The organism is Protofrankia sp. CiP1_Cm_nod2 (genome assembly GCF_920664355.1).
In the GTDB taxonomy this organism is placed as follows: Bacteria; Actinomycetota; Actinomycetes; order Frankiales; family Frankiaceae; genus Protofrankia.
On the sequence record NZ_CAKKTL010000005.1, the window covers coordinates 13,262 to 36,535 of the forward strand.

Here is a 23,274-nt window from a genome sequence, read left to right on the forward strand (position 1 = left end):
GGGTGCGGCCGAGCACCGACTGCGCCTCGCGGGCCGCCTCGATGATCGCGGGCAGCGACAGGCCGGTGGCCACGCCCATCTCGTGGAACATGCTCACCAGGTCCTCGGTGGCGATGTTGCCGGTCGACCCGGCCGGGACGGGGCAGCCGCCGAGTTCGCCGAAGCTCGACTCGAAGCTGGCGCAGCCGGCTTCCAGCGCGGCGAACGCGTTGGCCAGCCCCTGCCCCCGCGTGTTGTGGAAGTGGGCGGTGACCTCGGTCCCGGGCAGCCGCTCGAGCGCCGCGGTGAAGAACTCGCCGGCGTACGCGGGGTTGGCCATCCCGGTGGTGTCACCGAAGCCGATCTCGGTCGCCCCCGCCTCGGCGAACCGCTCCGCGAGGTCCAGCACCCGCTTCAGCTCGATCCTGCCCTCGTACGGGCAGCCGAAGGACGTCGCGATGACGGCGGCGCACTTCAGCCCCTCCGCCCGGATCCGGCCGACCATGACGTCGTTGTCGGCCATCGTCTCGTCGACGGTGCGGTTGACGTTCTTCTTGTTGTGCGTCTCCGACGCGGACACGAAGACCGCGACCTCGTGGAAGAGGTGGCGCACCTTCAGCGCGTTGTCCAGCCCCCTGCTGTTCGGGACGAGGACCATGAGCGACACGTCGTCGGGCACGTCGATGCTCTCCAGCACCTGCACGCCGTCGGCAAGCTGCGGGATCACGTCCGGGCGGACGAAGCTGGCCACCTCGATCCGTTTGAAGCCGGCCCGGCCCAGGGCGTTGATGAGCCGGACCTTGTTGTCGGTGGCGATGCGTTCCGGTTCGTTCTGGAAACCGTCCCGTGGGCCGACCTCCCGGATGTGCACATGGTCGGGGCGGTGCGTGCTCATTGTTCGGGCTCCTCTCCGTTCTGTGCGGCCCGCTTCGCCGCGGGCCTTACCCGGCTGCTTCAGGACTTCTCCAGGGCGGCCCGCTCGAGGGCTTCCTGATGCTCCGGCGCGGCGATGGCGATCAGGCGCCGGGCTCGTTCCGCGAGGCCGCAGCCGCGCAGGTGCGCGGCGCCGTACTCCGTCACGACCACGTCCACGTCCGACCGGGAGGTCGTCACCACGCCCGCCTGAAGAGCCGGCCTGATCGTGGACCGATCCCCGGAGCGCGCGCGCAGCGCGATGATGGAACGGGTCCCGGTCAGTGCCGCCGCCCGCGAGAAGTCGACCTGGCCGCCGACCGCCCCGATCAGGACGCCGCGGCGTACCTCGGCTCCGACCTGCCCGGTCAGGTCGACCTCGATGGCCGAGTTGACCGACACCAGCGAACGCAGCTGGGCCAGCGTCGCCGGGGCGTGCGTGTAGCTGGCGGGGCGGAACTCGACCGGCAGGCCGGCCAGCCGCTCGTACAGCTCGGTGCTGCCGAGCGCCGCGCCGGTGACGATGACACCCCGGTCGATCTCCTTGCGCGCCCCGGTCAGCACGCCCTTGTCGACCAGGCGCAGGATGCCATCGGAGATCATCCCGGAGTGGAAGCCGAGGTCCCGGTGGCCGACAAGGCCATCGAGGACCGCGGACGGGAGCGGGCCGACACCCATCTGGAGGGTGTTCCCGTCCTCGACGAGCTGCGCGACGTTGCGCGCGATGGCCTGGTCCGTGCTGTCCGGCGGGCGTTCGGGCGCCTGCCGCAGCGGACGGTCGGTCTCCACCACGGCCGCGAACCGGCGCAGCGGGATGCGTGGCGTGCCGACGGTCGCCGGCATCCGCTGGTTGATCTCGGCGATCAGCACGGGGGTGTGCGCCACGGCGTCGGCGGCGTAGTCCACGCCGATGCCGAGCGAGCAGGTGCCGTCGGCGTCCGGCGGCGAGACCTGGACGAAGCCGACATCGCGGGGCAGATGCCCCTCGGCGAACATCCGCGGCAGGGCGGAGTAGTGGCACGGCAGCACGTCGAGGCGCCCGGCGCGGCTGAGCACCCGTAACTCGCCCAGACCGCCGTAGGAGACCAGGCGCAGCGCCTCGGGCAGCTCCCGGGTGAGCCGCTCGTCCCAGCTCAGCCCGCAGAAGGCGCGCCGCGGGCCGAGCCGGCCGATCTGGTCGAGCAGCGCGTGCACCAGCGGCTGCGGCTCGGCGCTCGCCTGGCCCCACCAGACGCCGGCACCCGGCGCCAGGTACCTCGTGAGATCGATCATCCGTCGAGCCGCTGCACCAGGGTGGCGGTGCCGAGCCCGCCGCCGCAGCACATCGTGATCAGGCCGAGCTCGGCGTCGCGCCGCTGCAGCTCGGCGAGGATCGTGGCGGTCAGGCGCGAGCCGGTGGCGCCGACGGGATGCCCGAGCGCGATGGCCCCGCCGTTGACGTTGACCCGGTCCATGTCGGGCTTGAGCTCGCGTTCCCAGGCGAGCACCACGGAGCTGAACGCCTCGTTGATCTCGATCAGGTCGATGTCGTCGATCGTGAGCCCGTTGCGCTCGAGCAGCTTGCGCGTCGCGGGGATGGGGCCGGTCAGCATGATGACCGGGTCGACCCCGACCGTGGTCTGGTCGAGGACGCGGGCCCGGACCTTCAGGCCGTGACGCTGCGCGGCCGGGCGGGAGGCGAGCAGCACGGCGGCGGCGCCGTCGGAGATCGGTGACGAGCTGCCGGCCGTGATGCGCCCGTCCTCCGGGCGGAAGGAGGGCTTCAGGCCGGCCAGCGTCTCCAGGTTGGTGCCCGGCCGGATGCTCTGGTCGCTGCTACGGGTCTCCCCCGCCAGTTCCAGGGGCACCATCTCGGCGGCGAAGCGGCCCTCGTCGACCGCCGCGACGGCCAGCTGGTGCGAGCGCACCGCGAACTCGTCCATCTCCGTGCGGCTGATCTGCCAGCGGTCCGCGATCAGCTCGGCGCTCTCGCCCTGGTGGACGAAGGAGTACCGGTCGCGCAGCTGAAGCGGCCACGGGTCGCCGTAGAGCTCGGAGATCCTGCCCGGCGAGTTGATGGGGACGTGCCCCATGTGCTCGACGCCGCCGGCGATGACCACGTCGTGCGTGCCGGAGCCGATCAGCGCGGCCGCCATGGCGAGCGCGGTCTGCGCCGACCCGCAGCGCCGGTCGAGGGTGACGGCGGGCACCTCCGGCGGGTAGCCGGCCTGCAGCCAGGCGTTGCGCCCTATGTTGCGCGACTGCTCGCCGAAGGGCGCCGTACAGCCGATGACGAGGTCCTCGACCACGTCGGGAGCGATACCGCTACGGGCGATCAGCTCGGTGTAACAGGCGGCGAGAATCGCGTTGGGGTGGGTGTCGCGGTACCAGCCCCGCTCCGGGTGCGACCTGCCGATGGGTGTGCGGACGGCCTCCGCTATCAGCACCTCGCGGCCGGTGCGCAGGAAGGGGCTCGTGGTCGTCCTGGTCATCACATCACCGTTCCACCGTCGACGGGCAGCACCTGGCCCGTGATGTACGCGGCCGCGTCGGAGGCGAAGAACACGAAACTGCCGGCGATCTCCGCCGGCTGCGCCCAGCGGCCGAGCGGGATTCTCGCCAGCGTCTTGCTCGCCAGCTTCTCGTTGCTGCGGATGTTCTGCGTCATGGGTGTGGCCGCCAGCGGGGCCAGCGCGTTGACCGTGACGTTGCGCCGCGCGAGCTCCTTGGCCAGCGACTTCGTCAGGCCGATGATGCCGGCCTTCGCCGCCCCGTAGTTGGCCTGCCCGATCGTGCCCTGCAGCCCCGCGGCCGAGGTCACGTTGATGATGCGCCCGCTGCCGTCCTCGGGCAGGTACGGCAGGGCGGCCTGGCTGCACACGAAGCTGCCGACCAGGTGGATGTCGATGATCCGGCGGAACGCCTCCTGGGTGAGGTCGGGGAACATCGCCGGTGCGATCGCGCCGGCGTTGTTGACCAGGATGTGCAGGGTGCCGCCGGCGAGCGCCGCCGCGCGCCGGGCGGCCTCGGCGGCGGCCGTGCCGTCGCGGACGTCGAGGGCGAAGGAGTCCGTCGTGCCCCCGGTGGCGCGGATGCGTTCCGCCACCGACTTCGCCGCCTGTTCGTCGATGTCGGAGACGAGGACCGCGGCACCCGCGGCCGCGAACGCCTCCGCGACCGCCGCCCCGATCCCGCTGCCCGCCCCCGTCACCAGTGCCGAGCGGCCGTGCAAACCGAACATCAGTAGCTCCTGGGCAGACCGAGAACGTGTGGGCCGAGATAGTTCAGGACCATTTCCTGGCTGATCGGGGCGATCCGCAGCAGCCGCGCCTCCCGGAAGTAGCGCGCGACGGGGTACTCCTCGGAGTAGCCCATGCCGCCGTGCGTCTGCAGCGCCCGGTCGGCCGCCTGGAAACCGGCGTCGGCGCACAGGTACTTGGCGGTGTTCGCCTCCCGGGCGCAGGGCTTGCCCTGGTCGTAGAGCCAGGTCGCCTTGCGCAGCACCAGTTCGGCCGCGTCGAGGTGGGCCAGCGAGTCGGCCAGCGGGAACTGCAGGCCCTGGTTCTTGCCGATGGGACGGCCGAACACCTCGCGCTCGTTGCCGTAGCGGACGGCCTGCCGCAGCGCGGCGCGGCCCAGCCCGAGCGCCTCGGCGGCTATCAGCATCCGCTCCGGGTTCAGCCCGTCCAGCAGGTAGCGGAACCCCGCGCCCTCCTCGCCGACCCGGTCCTCCACCGGAACGCGCAGGTCGTCGATGAAGAGCTCGTTCGAGCTGACCGCGTTGCGCCCCATCTTCCTGATCGGCCGGATGTCGACCGCGTTGCGGTCGAGGCTGGTCAGGAAGAGGGTCATGCCGTCGGTCTTCTTCTGCACGTCCTCGTACCTGGTCGTCCGGGTGAGCAGGAGGACCTTCTCGGACTCCAGCGCCTTGGAGATCCACACCTTGCGCCCGTTGACCACGTAGTGGTCGCCGTCCCGGCGGGCGAACGTGGTGATGCGCGTGGTGTCGAGCCCCGCGCCCGGCTCGGTGACCCCGAAGCACACGTGCAGGTCACCGTTGACGATGCGGGGCAGGTTGCGCTGCTTGAGCTCGTCCGAGCCGTGGACGATGACCGGGTGCATCCCGAAGATCGACAGGTGCATCGAGCTCGCGGCGTTCATGCCGCCGCCGGCTGCCGACACCTCCTCAAGCAGGATCGACGCCTCGGTGATGCCGAGGCCGTGACCGCCGTACTCCTCGGGCGTGGTGATCCCTAACCAGCCGCCCTTGGCGAACGCGTCGTAGAACTCGGTCGGGAACTCGTGTGCGGAGTCCTTCTCCAACCAGTACTGGTCGTCAAACTTGCTCGCGAGCTCGGCGACGGCTTTGCGGATCGTCGCCTGGTCCTCTGTCAGGTCGAAGTCCACGGCAGGCCTCCTGTTCGGCCAGGCACGACAGATTTTGGATTGATTGTATCAAAGGACAGACCAAAAAGTTGTATCAGGCGACGGGCAGCAGCGGCAGCGCCGCGGCCAGCCGCTCGTTCCACACGCCCGGCGCGCCGAAGAGCCGTTTGTTCAGCTTCGCCCGCTTGTAGGCGAGCTGCAGCTCGTGCTCCCAGGTGTAGCCGATGGCGCCGTGCATGGTCAGCGCGCTGTCGGCCGCCTGCTCACCGGCGGCCGTGACCTGCGCCTTCGCGGTCGCCGCGTGCAGCGCCGCGTCCTCGTGCCCCTGGTCCACGGACACCGCGGCGAAGTAGACGACGGAGCGGGCGGCCTCGACCGCGACCAGGATGGAGGCGGCCGCGTGCTTCACCGCCTGGAACGAGCCGATCGGGACCCCGAACTGCCGCCGCTGCTTGCTGTACTCCACCGCGAGACGCAGCATGCGCTCCGCGGCCCCGAGGCTGTCGGCGGCGACGAGAACGGCCGCCCGCAGCGCGGCCTGGGCGAGCACCCGCTCGGCGTCGGCGCCCAGCCGCCGGGCGGGGACGTCGGCGAGATCCACGTCCGCCACCGAGCGGCTGCGGTCCAGCAGTTCACGGGCCCTGATCCCCACCCCCTCGGTGCCGGCGTCGACCAGAAACAACGCCCGCCCCGCGGCCGTGCCCGCCGGGACGATCAGCTGCCGGGCGCGGTCCGCGCCGAGCACCGACCGCACGGTGCCGCGCAGGACCCCGCCGTCCCCACCGTCCCCGCCGTCCAGGCCGGCCCGGCCGGCCCCCACCTCGACGACCGGGCCGGGCTCGTCCGGCGGCCTGTCGGCGTCCACGGCAAGAGCCGCGAAGCTGCCGTCGGTGAGCACCGCGGCGGCCCGCTCCGGCAGGACGGTCAGCGCCTCGACGGCGAGCACCGACGCCGTCCACGCGCTGGACGGTGCGCTGTGCCGCCCCAGCCGCTCGGCCGTGAGCGCGAGCTCCAGCAGGCCACCGCCCTGGCCGCCGTACTCCTGCGCGAACCCCACGGCCAGCCAGCCGTCCGAGACGAGAAGCCCCTCGAACGTGGCGGCGTCACCGGCGCCGAGCCAGCCGTGCACGGTATCGGCGGGGGCGAAACGGTCCAGCCACTCGCCCAACGAGTCCCGGAACATCTCCTGCTCGTCGGCCAGATCCCACCGCATGCCCGCTCCTGTAATGCTCGTCCATGACTGCCCTGTGCACGATGTTCGGATGGTAACTTAGGTCTGACCAATAGACCATCGATAGAGAGAATCACATGGCCGACGCGTTGAAGAAGGATCGATCGGCGATCCGGCTCGCTCCCATGGAGGTCCCCAAGGCATCGGACGTGCTGGCGAACGAGCTTCGCGAGCGCATCCTCACCGGCGAGTTCACCGAGGACACACCGCTTCCACCAGAGCGTGAGCTGGTCACGCAGACCCGGATGAGCCGTTCAACCGTCCGGGAGGCCCTGCGCATCCTTGAGGTTCAGGGCCTGGTCCGGATCAAGGCCGGTCGGGCCGGTGGCGCCTTTGTCCAGCGGCCGAGCAAGGACGCGGTCGAGACCTCGGTGAGCCTGGTGATCAGAGGCCAGCAGATCCGGCTGGCCGCGCTGCTGGAGACCCGCGAGGCCATCGAGCCGTTCTGCGCCCAGCTCGCCGCCCGGTACCGCACGGAGGACGACCTGAAGGTGCTCGATGCCGCCAACGAGGCCATCGCCGACACCGGCAGCACGCTGGCGGCGTTCCTGCAGGCCAACGTCGACTGGCACGTGGGCGTGGCCACCGCCAGCCACAACGAGTTGCTGATCGGCCTCATGACCGCCCTGTCGCGGGCGATCTACACGGCCACCGAGAACGAGCGGTTCATCAACGACGAGGTGCGACGGCTGGCGGCGAAGGCGCACGTGTCCATCACCAGGGCCATTCGCGCGCGGGACCCCGAGGCCGCGGTACGCCGGATGAACCGTCACGTCCACTCCTACGCCCAGGCGGTCCTCGAGGTCGAGGAACGCACCGAGATATCGGTTCCCAACAACGGGGCGTGACAGGCTCTCGTCAGCCTGCCACGGCCCCGTCGTCACACACCGGTCCATACCGGGCTCAGGCGTCCAGCCCGACCGCCGCGCGGATCTCCTCCACCGCGTCCGGGTTCTCCGCGCCGGAGAGGTCCCCGGGATCCCGGCCCAGGGCCGCCGCCCGCACCGCGCGCCGCAGTATCTTCGCCGACCGCGTCTTGGGCAGTTGCGACACCCGCCGGACCAGCCCCGGGGCGAAGGGCTTGCCGAGCTCGGCCGCGACCATCTCCCGCAGCTGCGCCGAGACGTCCTCGGTCGCGTCCGGACGGGGGACCCAGAACGCCCAGACGGCCTCGCCCTTCTTCGGGTCCGGGACGCCGACCGCCGCCGCCTCGGCCACCGCCGGATGGGTGATCATGACCGATTCGACCTCCGCCGGTGCCAGCCGCTTGCCCGCCACGTTCATGACGTCATCGGAGCGGCCCAGGATGAACCACTGCCCGTCCTTGTCGACCAGGGCGAAGTCGCCGTGGCGCCACAGGCCGGGGAAGGTCGACCAGTACGCCTCCAGATAGCGGGCCTCGTCCCGCCACACCCCGCGCGTCATCGCCGGCCACGGCTGCCGGCACACCAGCTCGCCGACCTCGCCGCGCACCGGCTGCGCCCGGTCGTCGACCACGTCGACGTCCATGCCCAGCGACGGGCCGCCCAGCGAACAGCTGCGGATGGGCTCGACCGGGTACGGCGCGAGGAAGGATCCGCCGACCTCGGTGCCGCCCGAGAAGTTGATGACCGGGACCCGCCCGCCGAAGACGTCCCTGGCCAGCCACTCGTAGGAGTCGGGGTCCCAGGGCTCGCCCGTCGAGCCGAGCACGCGCACCGACGACAGGTCGAAGCCGTCCAGCGAGATCTTCTCGCTGGAGCGCAGCGTGCGGATCAGCGTCGGCGAGACCCCGAGCATGGTGACGCGGTGGCGGTCCACCAGGTCCCACAGGCGGTTGGTGTCGGGCACGTCGGGCGAGCCCTCGTAGAGCAGCAGCGTCGCGCCGTTGGCGTGCGTCCCGAAGATCGACAACGGGCCCATGATCCAGCCCATGTCGGTCACCCAGCAGAACACGCCCCCCGGGCCGACGTCGAAGGAGTAGGCGACCTCGCTGGCCACCTTCACCAGGAAGCCGGCATGGGTGTGGACGGCACCCTTGGGCCGGCCCGTCGTCCCGGAGGTGTACGCCAGCAGCAGGGTGTCGGTCGCCCGCAGCGCCTCGGCCTCGCCAGCGCCATCCGGGCCGGTGAGCAGGTCGCTCCACCGGACATCCCTGGTCGCGGAGATCTCCGGGGCGTCGTCGAGGTTGCCGACGACGACGACGTGCTCCACCGTCGGGCAGGACCGCAGCGCCTCGTCGAGCAGCGGTTTCATGGCCACCGCGCGGCGGCGCCGGACGGTGCCGTCGGCGACGATGACCGCCTTGGCGTCGGCGTCCTGGATACGGGAGGCGATGGCCGAAGGCGCGAACCCGGAGAACAGCGGCACCAGGACCGCGCCGATGCGGGCGGCCGCGTAGGAGGCGACGACGGCCTCGGGGATCATCGGCAGGAACAGGGCGACCGCGTCGCCCCTGCCGATCCCGAGCCGGCGCAAGCCGGCACTGACCCGCTCCACCTGCCGGGTGAGCTCACGGTAGGTCACCGTCGTGGTCGTGCCGTCCTCGGCCGCGTGGATGACGGCCGGCCGGTTCGCGACCTGCTCGTCGCCGTCCCAGCGCCCCAGGCAGGCGTCGACGATGTTGAGCTCGCCGCCCACGAACCAGTCGGGATGCTCGATGCCCGCGGAGAGGTCGACCACCCGCGAGTACGGCGTGCGGAAGGGCAGGCCCAGGTCCTTGACCACGGCGTCCCAGTACCAGCCGATGTCGCGCACCGAGCGCTCGCGCAGCTCGGCCAGTGACGACAGGCCGTGTGCCCGCGCCAGCCGGGTGACGTTGGCGTTCTCGATGTACTCGGAGGTGGGGGTCCAGGTGTACCCGGTCCCGGTGTGCTCGGTCCCAGTGTGCTCGGTCACGGTCAGCTCCGGGGCATGTTGAGGATACGCTCGGCGACGATGTTGCGCTGGATGAAGGTGGATCCGCCGGCGATCGCGGTGCCGCGGGCCTGGTAGGCCAGCCGGAGCCAGCGCGTGCTGTCCAGTTCCTTGTCGTCCGGGGAGAACTGGCCGCCCAGCGGCTCCAGGGAGAGCCGGAAGTCCGCCAGGTCCTCGACGAGCGGGCAGAAGTAGAGCTTGCCGATCGAGGTGACCGGCCCGGGCGGGCCGTCGGCGGCGGCGAGCGTGACCACCCGCTGGCCGATGAGATAGTGGATCAGGGCGCGCCCGTAGAGGTCGGCGACCTTCTGGCGGACCGCCGGGTCCGCCCCCAGCGGGCGCCCGTCGTCGCCGGTGCGCTGGCTGATGTCGGTGATGATGTCGTCGACGGCGCGCTTGGTGTTCACCCGGCCGGTGGCGATGGCGACCCGCTCGTAGGACAGCGTGGCCATCGCGACCCGCCAGCCGCCGTCCACCTCGCCGACGACCCGGTCGTCCGGGACGAAGACGTCGTCGAGGAAGACCTCGTTGAACTCGGCCTCACCCAGCATGTGCGCGAGCGGGCGGATGGTGACGCCGTCGGCGTCCATCGGCAGCAGGAAGTAGGTGATGCCCTTGTGGCGCGGCCCGCCGCCGGTGCGCGCGAGCAGGATGCCGTTGGCGGCGAGGTGCGCCCGGCTGGTCCAGATCTTCTGGCCCTGCAGCCGCCAGCCGCCGTCAGCCCTGGTCGCCCTGGTCCGCAACGACGCCAGGTCCGAGCCGGCCTCCGGCTCGGAGAAGAGCTGGCACCAGATCTCCTCGCCGGTGAGGATCGGCCGCAGGAAGCGTTCCTTCTGCTCGTCCGTGCCGAACTCGATGATCGTCGGGCCGGCGAGATCCTCACCGATGATGTTCAGCCGTTCGGGGACGCCGGCGCGGTCGGCCTCCTCGGTGAAGATCGCGCGTATTTTCGCGTCGGCGCCACCGCCGCCGTACTCCTTCGGCCACGACAGCCCGGCATAACCGGCGTCGAACAGCAGACGTTGCCACTGCTGCCAGAACGGAAGCTTCTCGACCAGATCGGCCGGCTCCGGCCAGGGAAGGCGCGGAAGTGCCGTCGCCAGCCATTCCCGGACCTCGGTGCGGAAGTGTCGTTCCCCTGGCGAGTCCGCAAGATCCATGCTTGCACCCCTCATCCGCGATTGATGCGATGGTACTATAGGTCAGACCGAAAAGGGGTTTTCACGATGACCACTCGTACGATGACTGCTCGTACGATGACCACTCGTACGATGACCACTCGTACGATGACTGCTCGCGCGGCCGCCACCCGCACGGTGGCGGCTTTCACGGCGGCGGGGAACAACGGGTGAGCGACGGGAAACTCGTCGGCACGGTCGTGGACGAGGTCGCCTTCGACGTCGAGCGCGGCAAGATCTGGGAGTTCGCCCGGGCGACGTTCACCACGGACCCCGTGCACACGGACGCGGACGCCGCGCGCGCCGCGGGTTTCGACGATCTGCTGGCCACCCCGACCCATGTCGTCGCCGTCGGGCACTGGCGTGACCAGCGCGCCTTCGTCGACCGGCTCGGCCTGGCCCTCGAGCGCGTGGTCGTGGGCTCGGTGCGCTGGCAGTACCTGCGCCCGCTGCGGGCCGGGGACTCGCTGCGCGCCGTGCGCCGCGTCGTCGGTGACGAACGCCGTGCCGGGAAACGCGGCGGCTCCATGCGCGTCGTGACCCTGGAGACCGAGTATGTCGACGCCACGGGAACACCGGTCGTCCGGCAGCGGGACGTGCTCATCGAGCGAGGAAAAAGCGCATGAGTCAACCCATCCGGGCCAGGCGGCCCGTTCGGGCCGCGGTCGGGGACACCCATCCGGCCCGGGAGATCGGGCCGCTCACGCAGACCGACATCGTGCGTTTCGCCGGCGCCGGCGGCGATTTCAACCCGCTGCACCACGACCCCGAGTTCGTGCGCTCAAGCGGCTTTCCCGGTGTCATCTCGATGGGGCAGCTACAGGCCGGGATACTGGCCGGCTGGCTGTCGGACTGGCTCGGCGTGGAACACCTGCGGGAATTCGAGGTGCGCTTCGTCGCCCCGGTTTTCCTGGGTGACGTCCTGCGCCTGTCCGGCGAAATCGTCGGCATCGTCGCGATCGACGGGCCGGGCCCCGGCCCGGCCGACGGGCCGGACGCGGAGTCGGCCGTCGCGCCGGCCGCCGAGTCGGTCGCCGAGATCGCCCTGTCGGTGCGCCGGGGTGACGACACGGTGGTACGGGCCAGCGCGAAGGCCGTCGTCGCCTCGTCCTGAGGTCGCCTCGACCCGGCACCGCGCCGGCCCACCCACGCCGGCGGCCACCACCGGTGGCCGCCGCGCCGGCACCGGGGCGTCTCCCGCGGGTCTCCGCTCGGCTTTGAGCCGGACCCGCGGGAGGCACCCCGGCTCACACCCCGAGCTTCTCGGCCTTGAGCTTCTCGGCGATGTCGGTGCGCAGGACGTGCTTCTGGACCTTGCCCGTCGCGGTCATCGGCAGCTGTGGAACGGTCTCCAGGCGCTCGGGCACCTTCTGGATGGCCAGCCCCCGCTCGAGCAGATAGGTCCGTACGTCCTCGAGCGTCAGCGGCTCGTGCCCCGCGGCGAGCACGAGGTAGCCGCACAGCCGCTCCCCCAGCCGCTCGTCCGGCATCCCGACGACCGCGACGTCGCTGATGGCCGGGTGGGCGGTGAGCAGGTCCTCGACCTGGCGGACGCTGATGTTCATGCCACCGCGGATGACGATGTCCTTCAGCCGGCCGGTCACCCGGACATAGCCGTCGGCGTCCATGACCCCGAGGTCGCCGGAGCGCGAGTAGCCGTCCGGGGTGAACAGGGCGGCGGTCTCCTGGGGGTTGTTGATGTACCCGAGCATGTGGCTGGGCCCGCGGAAGGCGATGTCGCCCTCCTGGCCGCGCGGCACCTCGTGGCCCGTCTCGTCGACGATCCTGACCGAGGTGCCGGGCAGCGCCGACCCGTCGGAGGTGACCGAACGGGCCGGGTCGTCGTCCGCCGTGCACATGGTGCTCACGGCGTTCTCGGTACGGCCGTAGAGGCTCAGTATCTGGCAGTTCGGCAGCAGGTCACGGGCCTGTTCCACGAAGGGGCCCGGTATGGGTGCGCCCGCGCAGACCCAGATCCGCAGGCTGGCGGGATCGTGCTGGTCGGGGTCGTAGACGTCGATGAGCATCTGCAGGAACGTCGTCGCGGTCACCGCGACCGTACAGCCGAACTCGCCGATCTGCCGCAGCCCCGCGCGGGGCTCCCACACGTCCATCAGATGGGACGCGGCACCGTAGATCAACGGTATGAGCAGGCTCGTGATGAACCCCGTCGTGTGTGTTATCGGCGACGGACCGAACTGGACGTCGGACTGGCGGTAGCCGAGGCCCCTGCCGAGCAGCCGCGAGCCGGCGGCGAAGGTGTTGAAGGTGTGCAGGCAGCCCTTGGGGCTGGACGTCGTGCCCGAGCTGTAGACGATCACGAAGGGGTCGTCGGCGCCGGCACCCGCGCCGATCTCCTCGGCCGTGGGCACCGGGCCGGAGCCCGTCAGCAGCGACTCGAAGGGGATCACCGTGTCGCGCTCGCCGGCGCCGCTCCCCCGCACTACGACGATCTTCTCCAGGGCCGGGCTGTCGACCTGGAGCTTGGTGTACATGTCGAGGTAGTCGAACTTCCTGAACTTCTCGCTGGTGATGGCCACCCGGACGCCGCCGTCGCGCAGGATGTAGCCGACCTCCTCGTTCCGGTAGATCGGCATGATCGGTATCGCGACGGCGCCGATCCGCGCCAGCGCCACCACGGCCTGCGTGAACTCCGCCCAGTTGGGGAGCTGGACGCTGACGCGGTCCCCCCTGCCGATGCCCAGGCGCCGCAGGCCGGCCGCGAGGCGTAACCCGCTGTCCCGCAGTTCCCGGTAGGTCAGGGACGTGCTGCCGTCCGTGACGAAGACCTTGTCGGGCTGCTGGGAGACCTGCGCGTCCAGGACGTCGGACAGGGTTTCCTCACGCCATACACCGGTGGCGTAGCAGGTGGCGATGTCGTCGTGCGAGTAGCGGTCCGTCACCGTCGTGAACGTCATCGTGATCTTCCTCGTCGTCAACAGCTACCGTGCCTCAAGTCACACTATTTCAGTCAACCTTAGAATGGTTAGACCAAAAAGGCAACGAGTAGGAACCGGTCGCCGACGGCGGGTCAGAACCGGACGATCATCGCATCTTCCACTCGGGAGCCCGCTTCTCCCGGAACGCCCGCACCCCCTCGACGAGGTCCTCGGTGGTGAAGGCCAGCGCGAGCTGGGCCTGCAGCACGTCCAGCGCCTCGCCGAGCGCGAGGTCCCGGGTGGCGTTGATGGCGTCCTTGCCGAGCCTGATCAGCAGCGGGGACTTCGACGCCACCTTGCGCGCCCAGGCGCCCACAGCGTCGCCGAACTCGGCGTCGGGCACCACCGCGTTCACAATGCCCAGGTCACGGGCTTCCGAAGCGCTGATGAGCTCACCGAGCAGCATCAGCTCGTTGGCCTTGAGCCGACCGACGTTGCGGTAGATGAGAGCCGAGATCATGAAGGGGAACGCACCCACGTTGATCTCCGGACAGCCGAACCGGACCGACTCCTTCGCGATCACCAGGTCGCAGGCCAGCGCCAGCCCGAACGCCCCCGCGAGCACGTCACCGTTGGCGGCGCAGATCACCGGCTTGCCCAGGGCCCCGATCAGCTTGAACAGGCGCGGGAAGCGGTCGAGCCCGGCGTACTTGGTGATCGTCGGACGGTCGTCGGCGAACGCCTTGAGGTTGCCGCCCGCGGAGAAGATCCGCTCATGCGACGAGGTGAGCACCGCGACCCGCACGCCGGTGTCGTTCCTTGCCTCCTCCAGCGCGGCGAGGAGATCGTCGAGGAGCTCGTCGCTGAGCGCGTTGCGGGTCTCCGGGTGATCCAGCGTCACGACGGCGACCCCGTGGTCGTCGACCTCGTAACGGACGAGCTTGTCTGCCATTGGCTGTTGTCCCTTCCCGGTCCGGGGTGTTCAGTCCTGCGTCAGGACGATCTTGCCGAACCCGCCGCCCCGCTCGAGGTACTGATGCGCCCGGTCGGCCTGGTCGAGCGGGAAGACCCGGTCGATGACCGGGGGCGCCACCCGCCGGGACGACAGCAGCTCCAGCAGCCCGGCGAAGTCGCGGGGACCACCCATTGTGGTACCGAGCAGGTCGAACTGCCCGAAATAGAAGTGCCGCACGTCGATGCGCGCCTCCTGCGCGCGCGACGCGCCGAGGACCACCAGCCGGCCGCCCGGCCGCAGCGCCCGGATCGACTCCTGCCAGGTGCCCACCGAGTCCAGCACGAGGTCGAAGCCCTGCCCCGCGGGTGAGAGCTCCTTCGCCGCCGATGGCCAGTCGGGCTCGGTGTAGAGCACGCCACCGCCGGCCCCGAGCCCCCGGGCAGAATCGATCTTGTCGGCCGAGGACGAGGTGACCACCACCGAGGCGCCGATGCCGGCCGCGAGGCCGACCGCCATCGTGGCGACACCGCCACCGGCGCCGAGCACCAGGGCGGACTCCCCGGCCCGCAGCCGGCCGCGGGTGAACAGCGCGCGATAGGTGGTCAGCCCCACCAGCGGCAGGGCCGCCGCCTGCGGCCAGCTGAGCCCGGCGGGCTTCGGCACCACGCACTCGACGGGCACCCGCACCAGCTCGGCGTAGGTGCCCGGCCGGTGGTCGCCGAGGATCTCCCAGGCCGCGCCCGGCGCGCTGTCGTCCTCGCCCCACCACAGCGAGGGCACGATCACCACTTCCTCGCCGGTGTCCACCTGCACGCCCGCGCCGTCCGCGCCGGGCACGTGCGGCAGCGGGGAATGGTACCTGCCCTGCCGGACCAGCACGTCGTGCCAGTTCAGGGCACTGGCCCGCAGCCGCACCGTGACCCACCCGGGCTCCGGCCGCGGGTCGGGGAAGTCGGTGAGCCGCAGGTTGCCCGCCGGGCCGAACTCGTGGAGGACAACCGCGCGCACCCTGCCTCCAGGACTCCCCGAAAAGGTCTGACCATTTTGACCCTAGTGCCGGGAGCCGCGAGGGCGCAAGCAGCCCCGCTACAGGTGGTTCTGGCCGATCGTCAGGCGCAGGTACTGGGAGATGGCCTCCGCGCGGTTCTCCGCGCCCAGCTTGCGCAGGATGCGCTTCACATGCGACTTCACGGTGCCGTTGGTGATCACGAGTTTCTCGGCGATCCGGTTGTTCGTCGCGCCCGTCGCCATCAGCGTCAGTACCTCGAGCTCGCGGCCTGTAAGAGATTCGATCTTCGACGAGCGCGCGGTGTGCAGCATCCTGGTGGGCCGGGTGGCGGCCAGCGCGGTGACGTGCTCCCGGCTGGCGAGATCGATCTCGGCGCCGGCGAGGTCGTCCAGCACCGACTCGACGGTCTGCATCGCGCTGCGCACCTGCTCGCGCTGGTCACGCAGCCGCGCCAGCAGCACGGCGCGTTCGAAGATCTGCCCGAACGCCTCGGCGAAGGCCCACAGGATGTCGCGGTCGAGGGCGGACGCCTGCTCGGCCTTGTAGTCCGCGTGCAGGAACCCGATCACCCGGCCGGTCGGCATGAGCGGCGCCGCGACATAGGAGCGCAGCTCGGAGGCGTCCAGCAGCGGACGGTAGACCCGCCGGTCGTGCGCGCCGTCGGTGACCAGCGCCGGCTCGCACCGGCGCACCATCTCGCTCTCGAGCAGCAGATGGTCGAGAGGGATCTCCGGGATGGCACTGATCCACTTCCGGAAGGTCCGCTCCACCTCCTGGTCGGTGACCGCGTAGCTCTTCCACGGCCGCCACACCGAGCCCTCGACCCGCGAGAGCATCACCCGGTCGAAACCGCAGCTGTGCACGACCGACTCGCACACGCGGTTCAGCAGCTCGTCCGGATCATGTACTTTCCGCAGCTGAGCCAGGCCGGCGTCGAGCATGTCCAGGCGCTCCAGGCGCTCGTGGACGAGAAAGTCGTGGATCTCGTAGCGGATGGTGTGCAGCCCCGCCAGCGCCGTGCTCACGTTGACGAGCGAGGCACCGTCCGGGTACTTCGCGGGCGAGACGAGCCGGTCACGGAGCAGGCCACCCATGACCGCGAGCTGCCCGTCGACACCGCTGAGGCCGTCCGCGGGCCGGGGGGCGACGTCCTGCTCCGGGCCTCCGACCAGCTGACCGGCTGTCACCAGTAGTTCACGCGCACGACGCGTCAGGTCAGGCCGCCGACGCGCCCCGACGGGAACCATCGTGTCCGCGGCGTCCCGGGGGCCTCTTCCCTTCGGTGGAGTCATCGTTGCCAGATCCAGTTCGTAAGGGCCTACCGCACCGGCCTGCGCACCGAACCGGTGAGGCGTGTGGCATGTAAGTCTAGGCCCGGCCGATCGGTTCAGGCCTGACCAGTCAGACCTGACCAGCTGGACCTGACCGGTCAGGCCTGACCGGTGGCCGCGGCCGACGAGCGTCCCGGACCGCCCGCCCTGCCCCGTCGCATCGCGGCCCGCCCGCCGGCGCCGGCGCGCCGTCGGCCCGCCCGGCTCTGCGGCCAGGGGCTCCCGGCGGTGACAGACAAGCCCACCGAAGTACATGATCGTGGGTGTCTGGCGACAGCTGGGACAGCACGCGGCGGCGATAAAAAAGAACCACCGAGGGGACCACGCTGTCGACGGTTCGCGGGATCGGCCCGCGGGCGGGGCCTCGAGCGGCGCGAAGACGCAGGTCAGGGGCGTGCGGGCAGGCCCGCGAGGCCACCCGCGCGGGCAGCCCGCGCCGGTACGGACGGGCTTTTCAGAAGGAGAAAGCCGGAAGAAGGCATCGTGAATGCCTCCGTGAACCACGACCTGCGTGCCGGGCATGGGCAGTGCCCGCCACTCGCCCGGCACTTGCTTGCTACTTGCTTGCTACTTGCTTGCTTGTAGCACCCATGCTCTTCAACCTTGCGGACGACGCCGACCAGGTGACATTGTTGTATAGCCGACCGGATGACGGCCTGCGTTCTTCCGTACAACGCGCGGCATCGCTGTGCCCGATGCCCGCCATCGTGATCGAGGAGTGAACCGGTGCGCCCAGCCGTTGCCGAAGCCGTTCCGGCCGGTCCGTACATGGTGGTGTCCCCGCTCGCGGCCCAAAGCCGGGCCTGACGAACAAGGATGTGCGCTGTGCGAAGCACCATGCAGGACTTCCCTCTGACAGTGCGTTCGATAGTGGCGCACGGCACCTCGGTCCACGGGGATCACGGCGCGCGGACCGTGCTCGAGCCCGGCCGGGTCGGCCGCGTCACGTACGCGGAGACCGGTGCACGGGCCGCCCGGCTGGCAGGCGCCCTGCGCCGGCTCGGCGTCGTCGGGGACCAGCGGGTGGCGACCTTCCAGTGGAGCAACCAGCAGCACCTTGAGGCGTACGCGGCCGTACCGGCGATGGGGGCCGTGCTGCACACGCTGAACATCCGGCTGGCCGCCGACCAGGTGGCCTACATCGCCAACCACGCCGAGGACCAGGTCATCATCGTTGACGACTCCCTGATCCCGCTGCTGGCCGGGGCCCTGCCGAAGATAGACAGCGTGCACACGGTGCTGGTGAACGGCAACGGGGACGTCGCCGCCCTGGAGGGTTCCGGTAAGCAGATTCTCCGGTACGAGGAGGTCCTTGCCGCCGAGTCCGAGGAATTCGGCTGGCCGGCCGTTGACGAACGCGACGCGGCTTCGATGTGCTACACCAGTGGCACGACGGGCAACCCCAAGGGAGTGGTTTACAGCCACCGGTCGCTGTGGTTACATTCGCAGGCCGCCTGCACCGCGCAGGGTTTCAGCATCAACGCCGACGACACGATTCTCACCATCGTGCCGATGTTCCACGCCAATGCCTGGGGCCTGCCGTATGCCGCTCTGATGAGCGGTGCCAATCTGCTGTTGCCCGGGCCCTTCCTGCAGGCCGCGACGCTGGTCAGGACCATCGACCGGGAACGCCCGACCGTGTCGGGGGCCGTTCCCACCATCTGGAACGACATCCTCAACCACCTGCGGAGCAGCCCTGGGGCCGACCTGTCCTCGTTGCGCCTGGTGCTGTGCGGCGGATCGGCGGTGCCGCGCTCGTTGATGGAGGCCTTCGACAAGGAGTTCGGCGTCCGGATCCTGCACGCCTGGGGCATGACGGAGACCTCGCCGCTGGCGGCGATCGCCCGGCCGCCGGCCGGCCTCGACGAAGAGGAGACGATGCGGTTCCGGGTCACCCAGGGCAGGCCGATCGCGGGCGTGGATCTTCGTATCGTCGACGACAACGGCGTCGAGCTGCCCGCGGACGGGAAGTCGATCGGCGAGCTCGAGGTCCGCGGGCCCTGGGTCACCGGGGGCTACTACCGCGACGACGACCCGGAGAAGTTCCACGACGGCTGGCTGCGCACGGGCGACATCGGCAGGGTCGACCCCCTGCACTACGTCACGTTGACCGACCGGACGAAGGACGTCATCAAGTCGGGCGGCGAGTGGATCTCCTCGGTCGAGCTGGAGAACACGATCATCGGCCATCCGGACGTGCTCCAGGCCGCCGTCATCGGCGTGCCCGACGAGAGGTGGCAGGAGCGCCCGCTCGCGGTCGTGGTGCTGCGGGAGGAAGCGAGCGCGAGCGCCGAGGAGCTACGGGCCTGGCTGACGGGCCGGGTCGCGAAGTGGTGGCTGCCGGAGAACTGGTCGTTCGTGGACGCCGTCCCGCTGACGGCGACCGGCAAGTACGACAAGAAGGTGCTGCGCCGTCAGCACGCGGAACAGCTTCTGACAGTGCAGACCATCTGACACCGTCAGCGTGAAGTACAGGTATACCGCGAGGTACGGGTATACCTGTGAAGTACTGATATACCGAGATGGCGGGACGGCCGGCGGGAAGCAGGGGCTCGTGAGGCGGGCCTCCCGTCCCGGGGCCAGGGGCACGCGGTGTCAGGGGTCATCCCTGGCGCCGCGGCCCGCTCCGCCCCGTTCGCCCGCTCTGTCCGTTCGCTCCCCCGCCGCCCGCGGGAGGCCGGGACGGGGCTCTGCCGCAACGGGAAGAGGCATGCGTCGCGGGCCGGCCGCGTGCAACAGCCGCGCAGCTGGCTCCACCGTGTCACGTCGCGTCGTGAGAAGCCCGGCGACGACCCGATGACCCGGCTCGCCCAGGGCGAGCGGACGATGAGACCGCGACGGCCCGTTCACGTCCAACGTGATCTTACTTTAAGCAAGAAAATCAACTCGACAAGCAACATTTATGATCTTATAAGCCGTTGATTCGGCAGGATCCGCTACGAATCGGTACTTCTGCGTACGGCGTGCACGCTACCCTCTTTGGAAAAGAAGCTCGGTCGCGTTCGCATGGGTGACCCAGTGGGCCAGTCAGCCGTATGGTTTGGCGCGTCCGTAACACGGCCGAGCGACAGAGATCGACAGAACGTGCCAAGGCCGGACTTTGACTTATGATCTGCCAGGCGGCCAGCGTTGGGCGCCTGGCAGTCGAGGAGGCTCATCGTGCCCACCGGGGATATCAGGTGCCACGGGAGAAACCGCAGACCGATGACCGGCGACCGCATACGCCAGGGGTCGATCTCCGACCGGACGGTGAGCGAGGTACTCGCCATCATCGACAAGGCCCAGACACTCCTGTGCTCCCAGCATCTGCCCGACGCCACGGAGATCAACGACTTACCCGCCGCCAGCAGCGCGCTGGAAACCGTCTGGAACGGCGTGTGCGCGGCCGCGGCCGGCGACCGCGCCACCGCCGACCAGCTGGCCGGCGCCGATGACCTGCTGCCACTGCTCATCCAGCTGAAGAACACCGACGACGACGTCCGCGAGGAACACGCCCACCACCACTCCAGCACGATCCGTAATGTTCAGAACGCTCTCGGTCGATTACACCCGTTCTCCTCGGTATCCGAACTGATCGAGGCAACCCCGGGCATCGTGTGCACGATGGGGTTCGACCGGGCGGTCATGTCACGTATCAACGAGTCGATCTGGGTACCCGAGACGGTGTACGTCGAGGGGGACAGGGAATGGGCCCAGGCCATCGCGCAGGCCGGGCAGGACCATCCACAGAGGCTCGTGCCCCCCTTGTTCGAGACGGAGATCGTACGGCGGAGACGGCCGCTCATCGTCACCAACGTCCAGGACGAGACACGGGTCCACCGGGCGATGGTCGATGCGGCCCGCGTCAGGAGCTATGTCGCGGTACCGATCACGGCCTCCTCCCACGTGATCGGCTTCCTGCACGCCGACCGCTACTTCCACGGCGACGCGCTCGCCGACTTCGACCGGGACATCCTGGCAATCTTCGCCGAAGGCCTGGGCTACGCGCTGGAGCGCGCGGTCCTTCTCGACCGCCTGGCCCAGATGCGCACCGAGATGCTGCGCTACACCGCCGGGCTGACGGCGACGATGAACGACATCGAGGAGCCGATCAGGTTCGGCTCGTACGGGATGGCCAACGGATTCACCCGGCCCGTACGCCCGCTCCACGACGACCCCTGGCCCACGGACTCCCGTCTGACCAGGCGCGAGATCGACGTGCTCAGGCTGATGGCCGCCGGCAACACCAACGCGCGCATCGCCGACCGGTTGATCATCTCCGAGGGGACCGTGAAGTCCCACGTCAAGCACATCCTGCGCAAGCTGAACGCGGCCAGCCGAACCGAAGCGGTGTCGATCTGGCTGCACGGCGAGCGGGAGGCGTCCTGAACCGCCGGGAACAGCCGCCGCGCCGGCGACAGGCGAACGACCGGCGACCGGCGACCGGCGCACCACACCTGCCCGGCAACGCACCGGAGTGTGGACGGGCCGACGCCGTCCGCAGCACCGTCGCGACCACCACGAGCCGTGATCATCCGATCAGGCCGGTGGGTGCTGCGCCCAGGCGGCCGGCAGCGTCTCTCCCATACCCGGGATCCGGGCGCGGGAGGGACGGGGCGTCACTGCCGGTGACATCGGCAGGCCGCTAAGAGCGCCGGGCACCCGCCGACGGCTCCCCCGGTTCCCGGTGACGGCCTGCCCGGCCGTCACGGTCGTGTCGCCGGGCCCGCCGCGGCGTCGACCGAGGCCCGCGGGAGGACCGGGGCGTCGCGCCCCGTCCCGAGGGAACCGCCCGGCCGGCCGGCCGCGGAACCCGCGCCCTCCTCGTGGTACTCCTCCTCGACGTTGACCGACCAGACGTCGTGGGCCGTGCCGGTGGCGATGTTCTCGGCGGTGAGCATCGCGGTGAGCATCGAATGGTCCTGGTTGTTGTACCGGAACATCCCGTTGCGGCCGACCGGGTGGACGTTGGTGGCGTGCTCGGCGAGCCAGCCGCGGATCACGTCGACGTTCGCCCGGTAACGGTCGTCGTAGATGGGGTACGCCTTGCCCTGGCGGACCACATATCCCGCCTCGACGTCCTCGTAGTCGACAAGGCCGAGCTTGGCCAGCTCCCGCCTGCCCTGTTCGATGAGCTCGTCGTCGGGGGCCGTCCAGGCGGCGTCGCTCTCGAAGACCGTGTACTCCAGGCCGAGCACGTTACGGCCGTCCTTGACCAGGAACGGCGACCAGGAACCGAAGTTCTGGATGCGCATGGTCCGCACCTGCGGGTCGTGGATGTAGATCCAGTTGTCCTCCCAGGGCACCTTGCCGGCGGGCACCACGAGCGCGACGGTGATGAAGTCCCGGTAGCGCAGGTCGCGCGCGGCCCGCGCGACAGCGGCCGGGACGGGCGGGTCCATCGCCGTGATCAGCTCGGAGATCGGCATGGACGACACGACGTCGGTACAGGGGTAGACGGTGGTTCCCCCGTCACCGTCGCGTGCGACGACCGCCGTCGCACGGCCATCGGCGTGCCTGACGCCCACCACGGTCGTGTTCATCACCACCTTGCTGCCGGCGGCGGTGACCTTGTCGCGGCAGACCTCCCACATCATCCCGGGGCCGTACTTGGGGTACTGGAACTCCTCGATCAGCGAAGTGATCTTCTTCTGGTTGCGGCGCGGCGAGACCGCGTTGACGATGGCGTTCGCCAGCGACAGGCTCTTGACCCGCTGGGCGGCCCAGTCGGCCGGCATCTCGCTGACCGGCACCCCCCAGACCTTCTCGGTGTAGGTCTTGAAGAAGGTGCGGTAGAGACGCCAGCCGAACCGGGCGACCAGCCAGCTCTCGTAGTCCGTCTGATCCTTCGGCGGCCGGGCCCTGGCCCACAGGTACGAGCCGACGCACCGGGCGGCCTCGGCCGGGCCGAGGTTGCGCAACGCGTTCCCGGCGCTGATCGGATAGTCGTAGTAGGCGCCGTTGTAGAAGATCCGGCTCTTGCGCGGCCGCAGCAGGAAGTCGGCGTCGCCGAGGATCTCGTGCCAGAGCTCCTCGACCGCCCGGACCTTGGTGAAGAACCGGTGGCCGCCGATGTCGAACCGCCAGCCGTCGCGCTCGACCGTCCGGGAGATGCCGCCGACCTGGTCGTCCGCCTCGAGGATGGTGGAGGCGATCCCGTACTTGTGCAGCTGGAAGGCCGCGCTCAGACCCGCTGGACCGGCGCCTATCACCAGGATCTCGCGACCGGGTTCCGCGGGCGGCGTTGAAAGCTCGGTCATGGGATGCAACGGCTCCTTGATGGCTGAAGGGGACGATTCCTGCGGCTGGCTACCCGGCGATGCCGGTCACCCTGCGCTGGCCAGCCCGCGGTGGCTACGTGGTGTGATATAGCGGCCACGGTCTGATCGGGGATCGCCATCTTCGATGACCGTTCCCACGCTGCCCGCAATGATCACGCTTTCCATCTTCACCAGAGTAGAGAGTAGATAGTCCACGTGGGCGGGAGGACGGCGGGTCTCACCATGGCCCGCCCGGGTGCTTCCGCACGGGCCCACTCGGCCCGTGCGGCCGGGCGGCTGC

General features: G+C 70.2%; 19 protein-coding genes. 6 read left to right on the top strand and 13 right to left on the bottom strand.

Annotated features, from left to right (window positions below; genetic code table 11):
* The 6 genes from NBW84_RS01080 to NBW84_RS01105 all read right to left on the bottom strand — a co-directional run.
* Window positions 1-874: hydroxymethylglutaryl-CoA lyase (locus NBW84_RS01080; protein WP_250280840.1), on the bottom strand; the 874-nt coding region annotated here is incomplete at its 3' end.
* A 59-nt stretch (window positions 875-933) separates the two neighbouring features.
* Window positions 934-2,163, bottom strand: coding sequence for an acetyl-CoA hydrolase/transferase C-terminal domain-containing protein (locus NBW84_RS01085; RefSeq protein WP_250280842.1), 1,230 nt, complete (start codon window positions 2,161-2,163; stop codon window positions 934-936).
* The gene (locus NBW84_RS01090) at window positions 2,160-3,362 is read right to left on the bottom strand and encodes a thiolase family protein (protein WP_250280843.1); all 1,203 of its coding nucleotides are present in this window, start codon (window positions 3,360-3,362) and stop codon (window positions 2,160-2,162) included. The genes NBW84_RS01085 and NBW84_RS01090 overlap by 4 nt, the downstream gene beginning before the upstream one ends.
* Complete coding sequence (locus tag NBW84_RS01095) at window positions 3,362-4,111, bottom strand: SDR family NAD(P)-dependent oxidoreductase (RefSeq protein WP_250280845.1); 750 nt, start codon at window positions 4,109-4,111, stop codon at window positions 3,362-3,364. Before NBW84_RS01095 ends, NBW84_RS01090 begins: the two co-directional genes overlap by 1 nt.
* Window positions 4,111-5,277, bottom strand: a complete 1,167-nt coding sequence (locus NBW84_RS01100) for an acyl-CoA dehydrogenase family protein (protein WP_250280847.1) — start codon at window positions 5,275-5,277, stop codon at window positions 4,111-4,113. The genes NBW84_RS01095 and NBW84_RS01100 overlap by 1 nt, the downstream gene beginning before the upstream one ends.
* Window positions 5,278-5,350: 73 nt before the next feature.
* Window positions 5,351-6,469, bottom strand: coding sequence for an acyl-CoA dehydrogenase family protein (locus NBW84_RS01105; protein ID WP_250280850.1), 1,119 nt, complete (start codon window positions 6,467-6,469; stop codon window positions 5,351-5,353).
* Between the two features lie 95 nt (window positions 6,470-6,564).
* Here NBW84_RS01105 and NBW84_RS01110 point away from each other — a divergent pair, with 95 nt between their 5' ends.
* On the top strand, window positions 6,565-7,335 hold the full coding sequence (locus NBW84_RS01110; protein WP_047223273.1) for a FadR/GntR family transcriptional regulator: 771 nt from the start codon (window positions 6,565-6,567) through the stop codon (window positions 7,333-7,335).
* A gap of 55 nt (window positions 7,336-7,390) precedes the next feature.
* On the opposite strand, the gene NBW84_RS01115 is transcribed toward NBW84_RS01110, so the two are convergent.
* Complete coding sequence (locus NBW84_RS01115) at window positions 7,391-9,370, bottom strand: AMP-binding protein (protein WP_445548343.1); 1,980 nt, start codon at window positions 9,368-9,370, stop codon at window positions 7,391-7,393.
* Window positions 9,367-10,542 carry an acyl-CoA dehydrogenase family protein gene (locus NBW84_RS01120; protein ID WP_250280854.1) on the bottom strand — a complete coding sequence of 392 codons (1,176 nt, stop codon included), beginning with the start codon at window positions 10,540-10,542 and terminating at the stop codon, window positions 9,367-9,369. The genes NBW84_RS01115 and NBW84_RS01120 overlap by 4 nt, the downstream gene beginning before the upstream one ends.
* Before the next feature lie 188 nt (window positions 10,543-10,730).
* On the opposite strand from NBW84_RS01120, the gene NBW84_RS01125 reads away from it, so the two are divergent.
* Both NBW84_RS01125 and NBW84_RS01130 read left to right on the top strand, forming a co-directional pair.
* Window positions 10,731-11,186, top strand: coding sequence for an FAS1-like dehydratase domain-containing protein (locus tag NBW84_RS01125; protein ID WP_250280855.1), 456 nt, complete (start codon window positions 10,731-10,733; stop codon window positions 11,184-11,186).
* The gene (locus tag NBW84_RS01130; RefSeq protein WP_250280857.1) at window positions 11,183-11,674 is read left to right on the top strand and encodes a MaoC/PaaZ C-terminal domain-containing protein; all 492 of its coding nucleotides are present in this window, start codon (window positions 11,183-11,185) and stop codon (window positions 11,672-11,674) included. The genes NBW84_RS01125 and NBW84_RS01130 overlap by 4 nt, the downstream gene beginning before the upstream one ends.
* Window positions 11,675-11,807: 133 nt before the next feature.
* On the opposite strand, the gene NBW84_RS01135 is transcribed toward NBW84_RS01130, so the two are convergent.
* From NBW84_RS01135 to NBW84_RS01150, 4 genes are all read right to left on the bottom strand, one after another.
* A complete protein-coding gene (locus tag NBW84_RS01135; protein WP_250280859.1) occupies window positions 11,808-13,478 on the bottom strand; it encodes an AMP-binding protein in 1,671 nt (556 codons plus the stop codon).
* 127 nt (window positions 13,479-13,605) lie between these two features.
* A complete protein-coding gene (locus tag NBW84_RS01140) occupies window positions 13,606-14,391 on the bottom strand; it encodes an enoyl-CoA hydratase/isomerase family protein (protein WP_250280861.1) in 786 nt (261 codons plus the stop codon).
* A 30-nt stretch (window positions 14,392-14,421) separates the two neighbouring features.
* Window positions 14,422-15,402 carry a zinc-binding dehydrogenase gene (locus tag NBW84_RS01145; protein ID WP_250280863.1) on the bottom strand — a complete coding sequence of 327 codons (981 nt, stop codon included), beginning with the start codon at window positions 15,400-15,402 and terminating at the stop codon, window positions 14,422-14,424.
* A gap of 78 nt (window positions 15,403-15,480) precedes the next feature.
* Window positions 15,481-16,590: a LuxR C-terminal-related transcriptional regulator gene (locus NBW84_RS01150; protein WP_250280865.1), complete on the bottom strand. Its 1,110-nt coding sequence runs from the start codon at window positions 16,588-16,590 to the stop codon at window positions 15,481-15,483.
* 734 nt (window positions 16,591-17,324) lie between these two features.
* Here NBW84_RS01150 and NBW84_RS23980 point away from each other — a divergent pair.
* The 3 genes from NBW84_RS23980 to NBW84_RS01160 all read left to right on the top strand — a co-directional run bounded on the left by NBW84_RS23980 (window position 17,325) and on the right by NBW84_RS01160 (window position 21,102).
* Window positions 17,325-17,456 carry a hypothetical protein gene (locus NBW84_RS23980; RefSeq protein ID WP_445548342.1) on the top strand — a complete coding sequence of 44 codons (132 nt, stop codon included), beginning with the start codon at window positions 17,325-17,327 and terminating at the stop codon, window positions 17,454-17,456.
* A gap of 103 nt (window positions 17,457-17,559) precedes the next feature.
* Complete coding sequence (locus tag NBW84_RS01155) at window positions 17,560-19,188, top strand: long-chain fatty acid--CoA ligase (RefSeq protein ID WP_445548603.1); 1,629 nt, start codon at window positions 17,560-17,562, stop codon at window positions 19,186-19,188.
* A 750-nt stretch (window positions 19,189-19,938) separates the two neighbouring features.
* Window positions 19,939-21,102, top strand: a complete 1,164-nt coding sequence (locus NBW84_RS01160; protein ID WP_250280867.1) for a LuxR C-terminal-related transcriptional regulator — start codon at window positions 19,939-19,941, stop codon at window positions 21,100-21,102.
* A gap of 317 nt (window positions 21,103-21,419) precedes the next feature.
* Here the strand turns inward: NBW84_RS01160 and NBW84_RS01165 are convergent, their stop codons facing one another.
* Window positions 21,420-22,973, bottom strand: coding sequence for an NAD(P)/FAD-dependent oxidoreductase (locus NBW84_RS01165; protein WP_250280868.1), 1,554 nt, complete (start codon window positions 22,971-22,973; stop codon window positions 21,420-21,422).
* Between the last annotated feature and the right edge of the window lie 301 nt (window positions 22,974-23,274).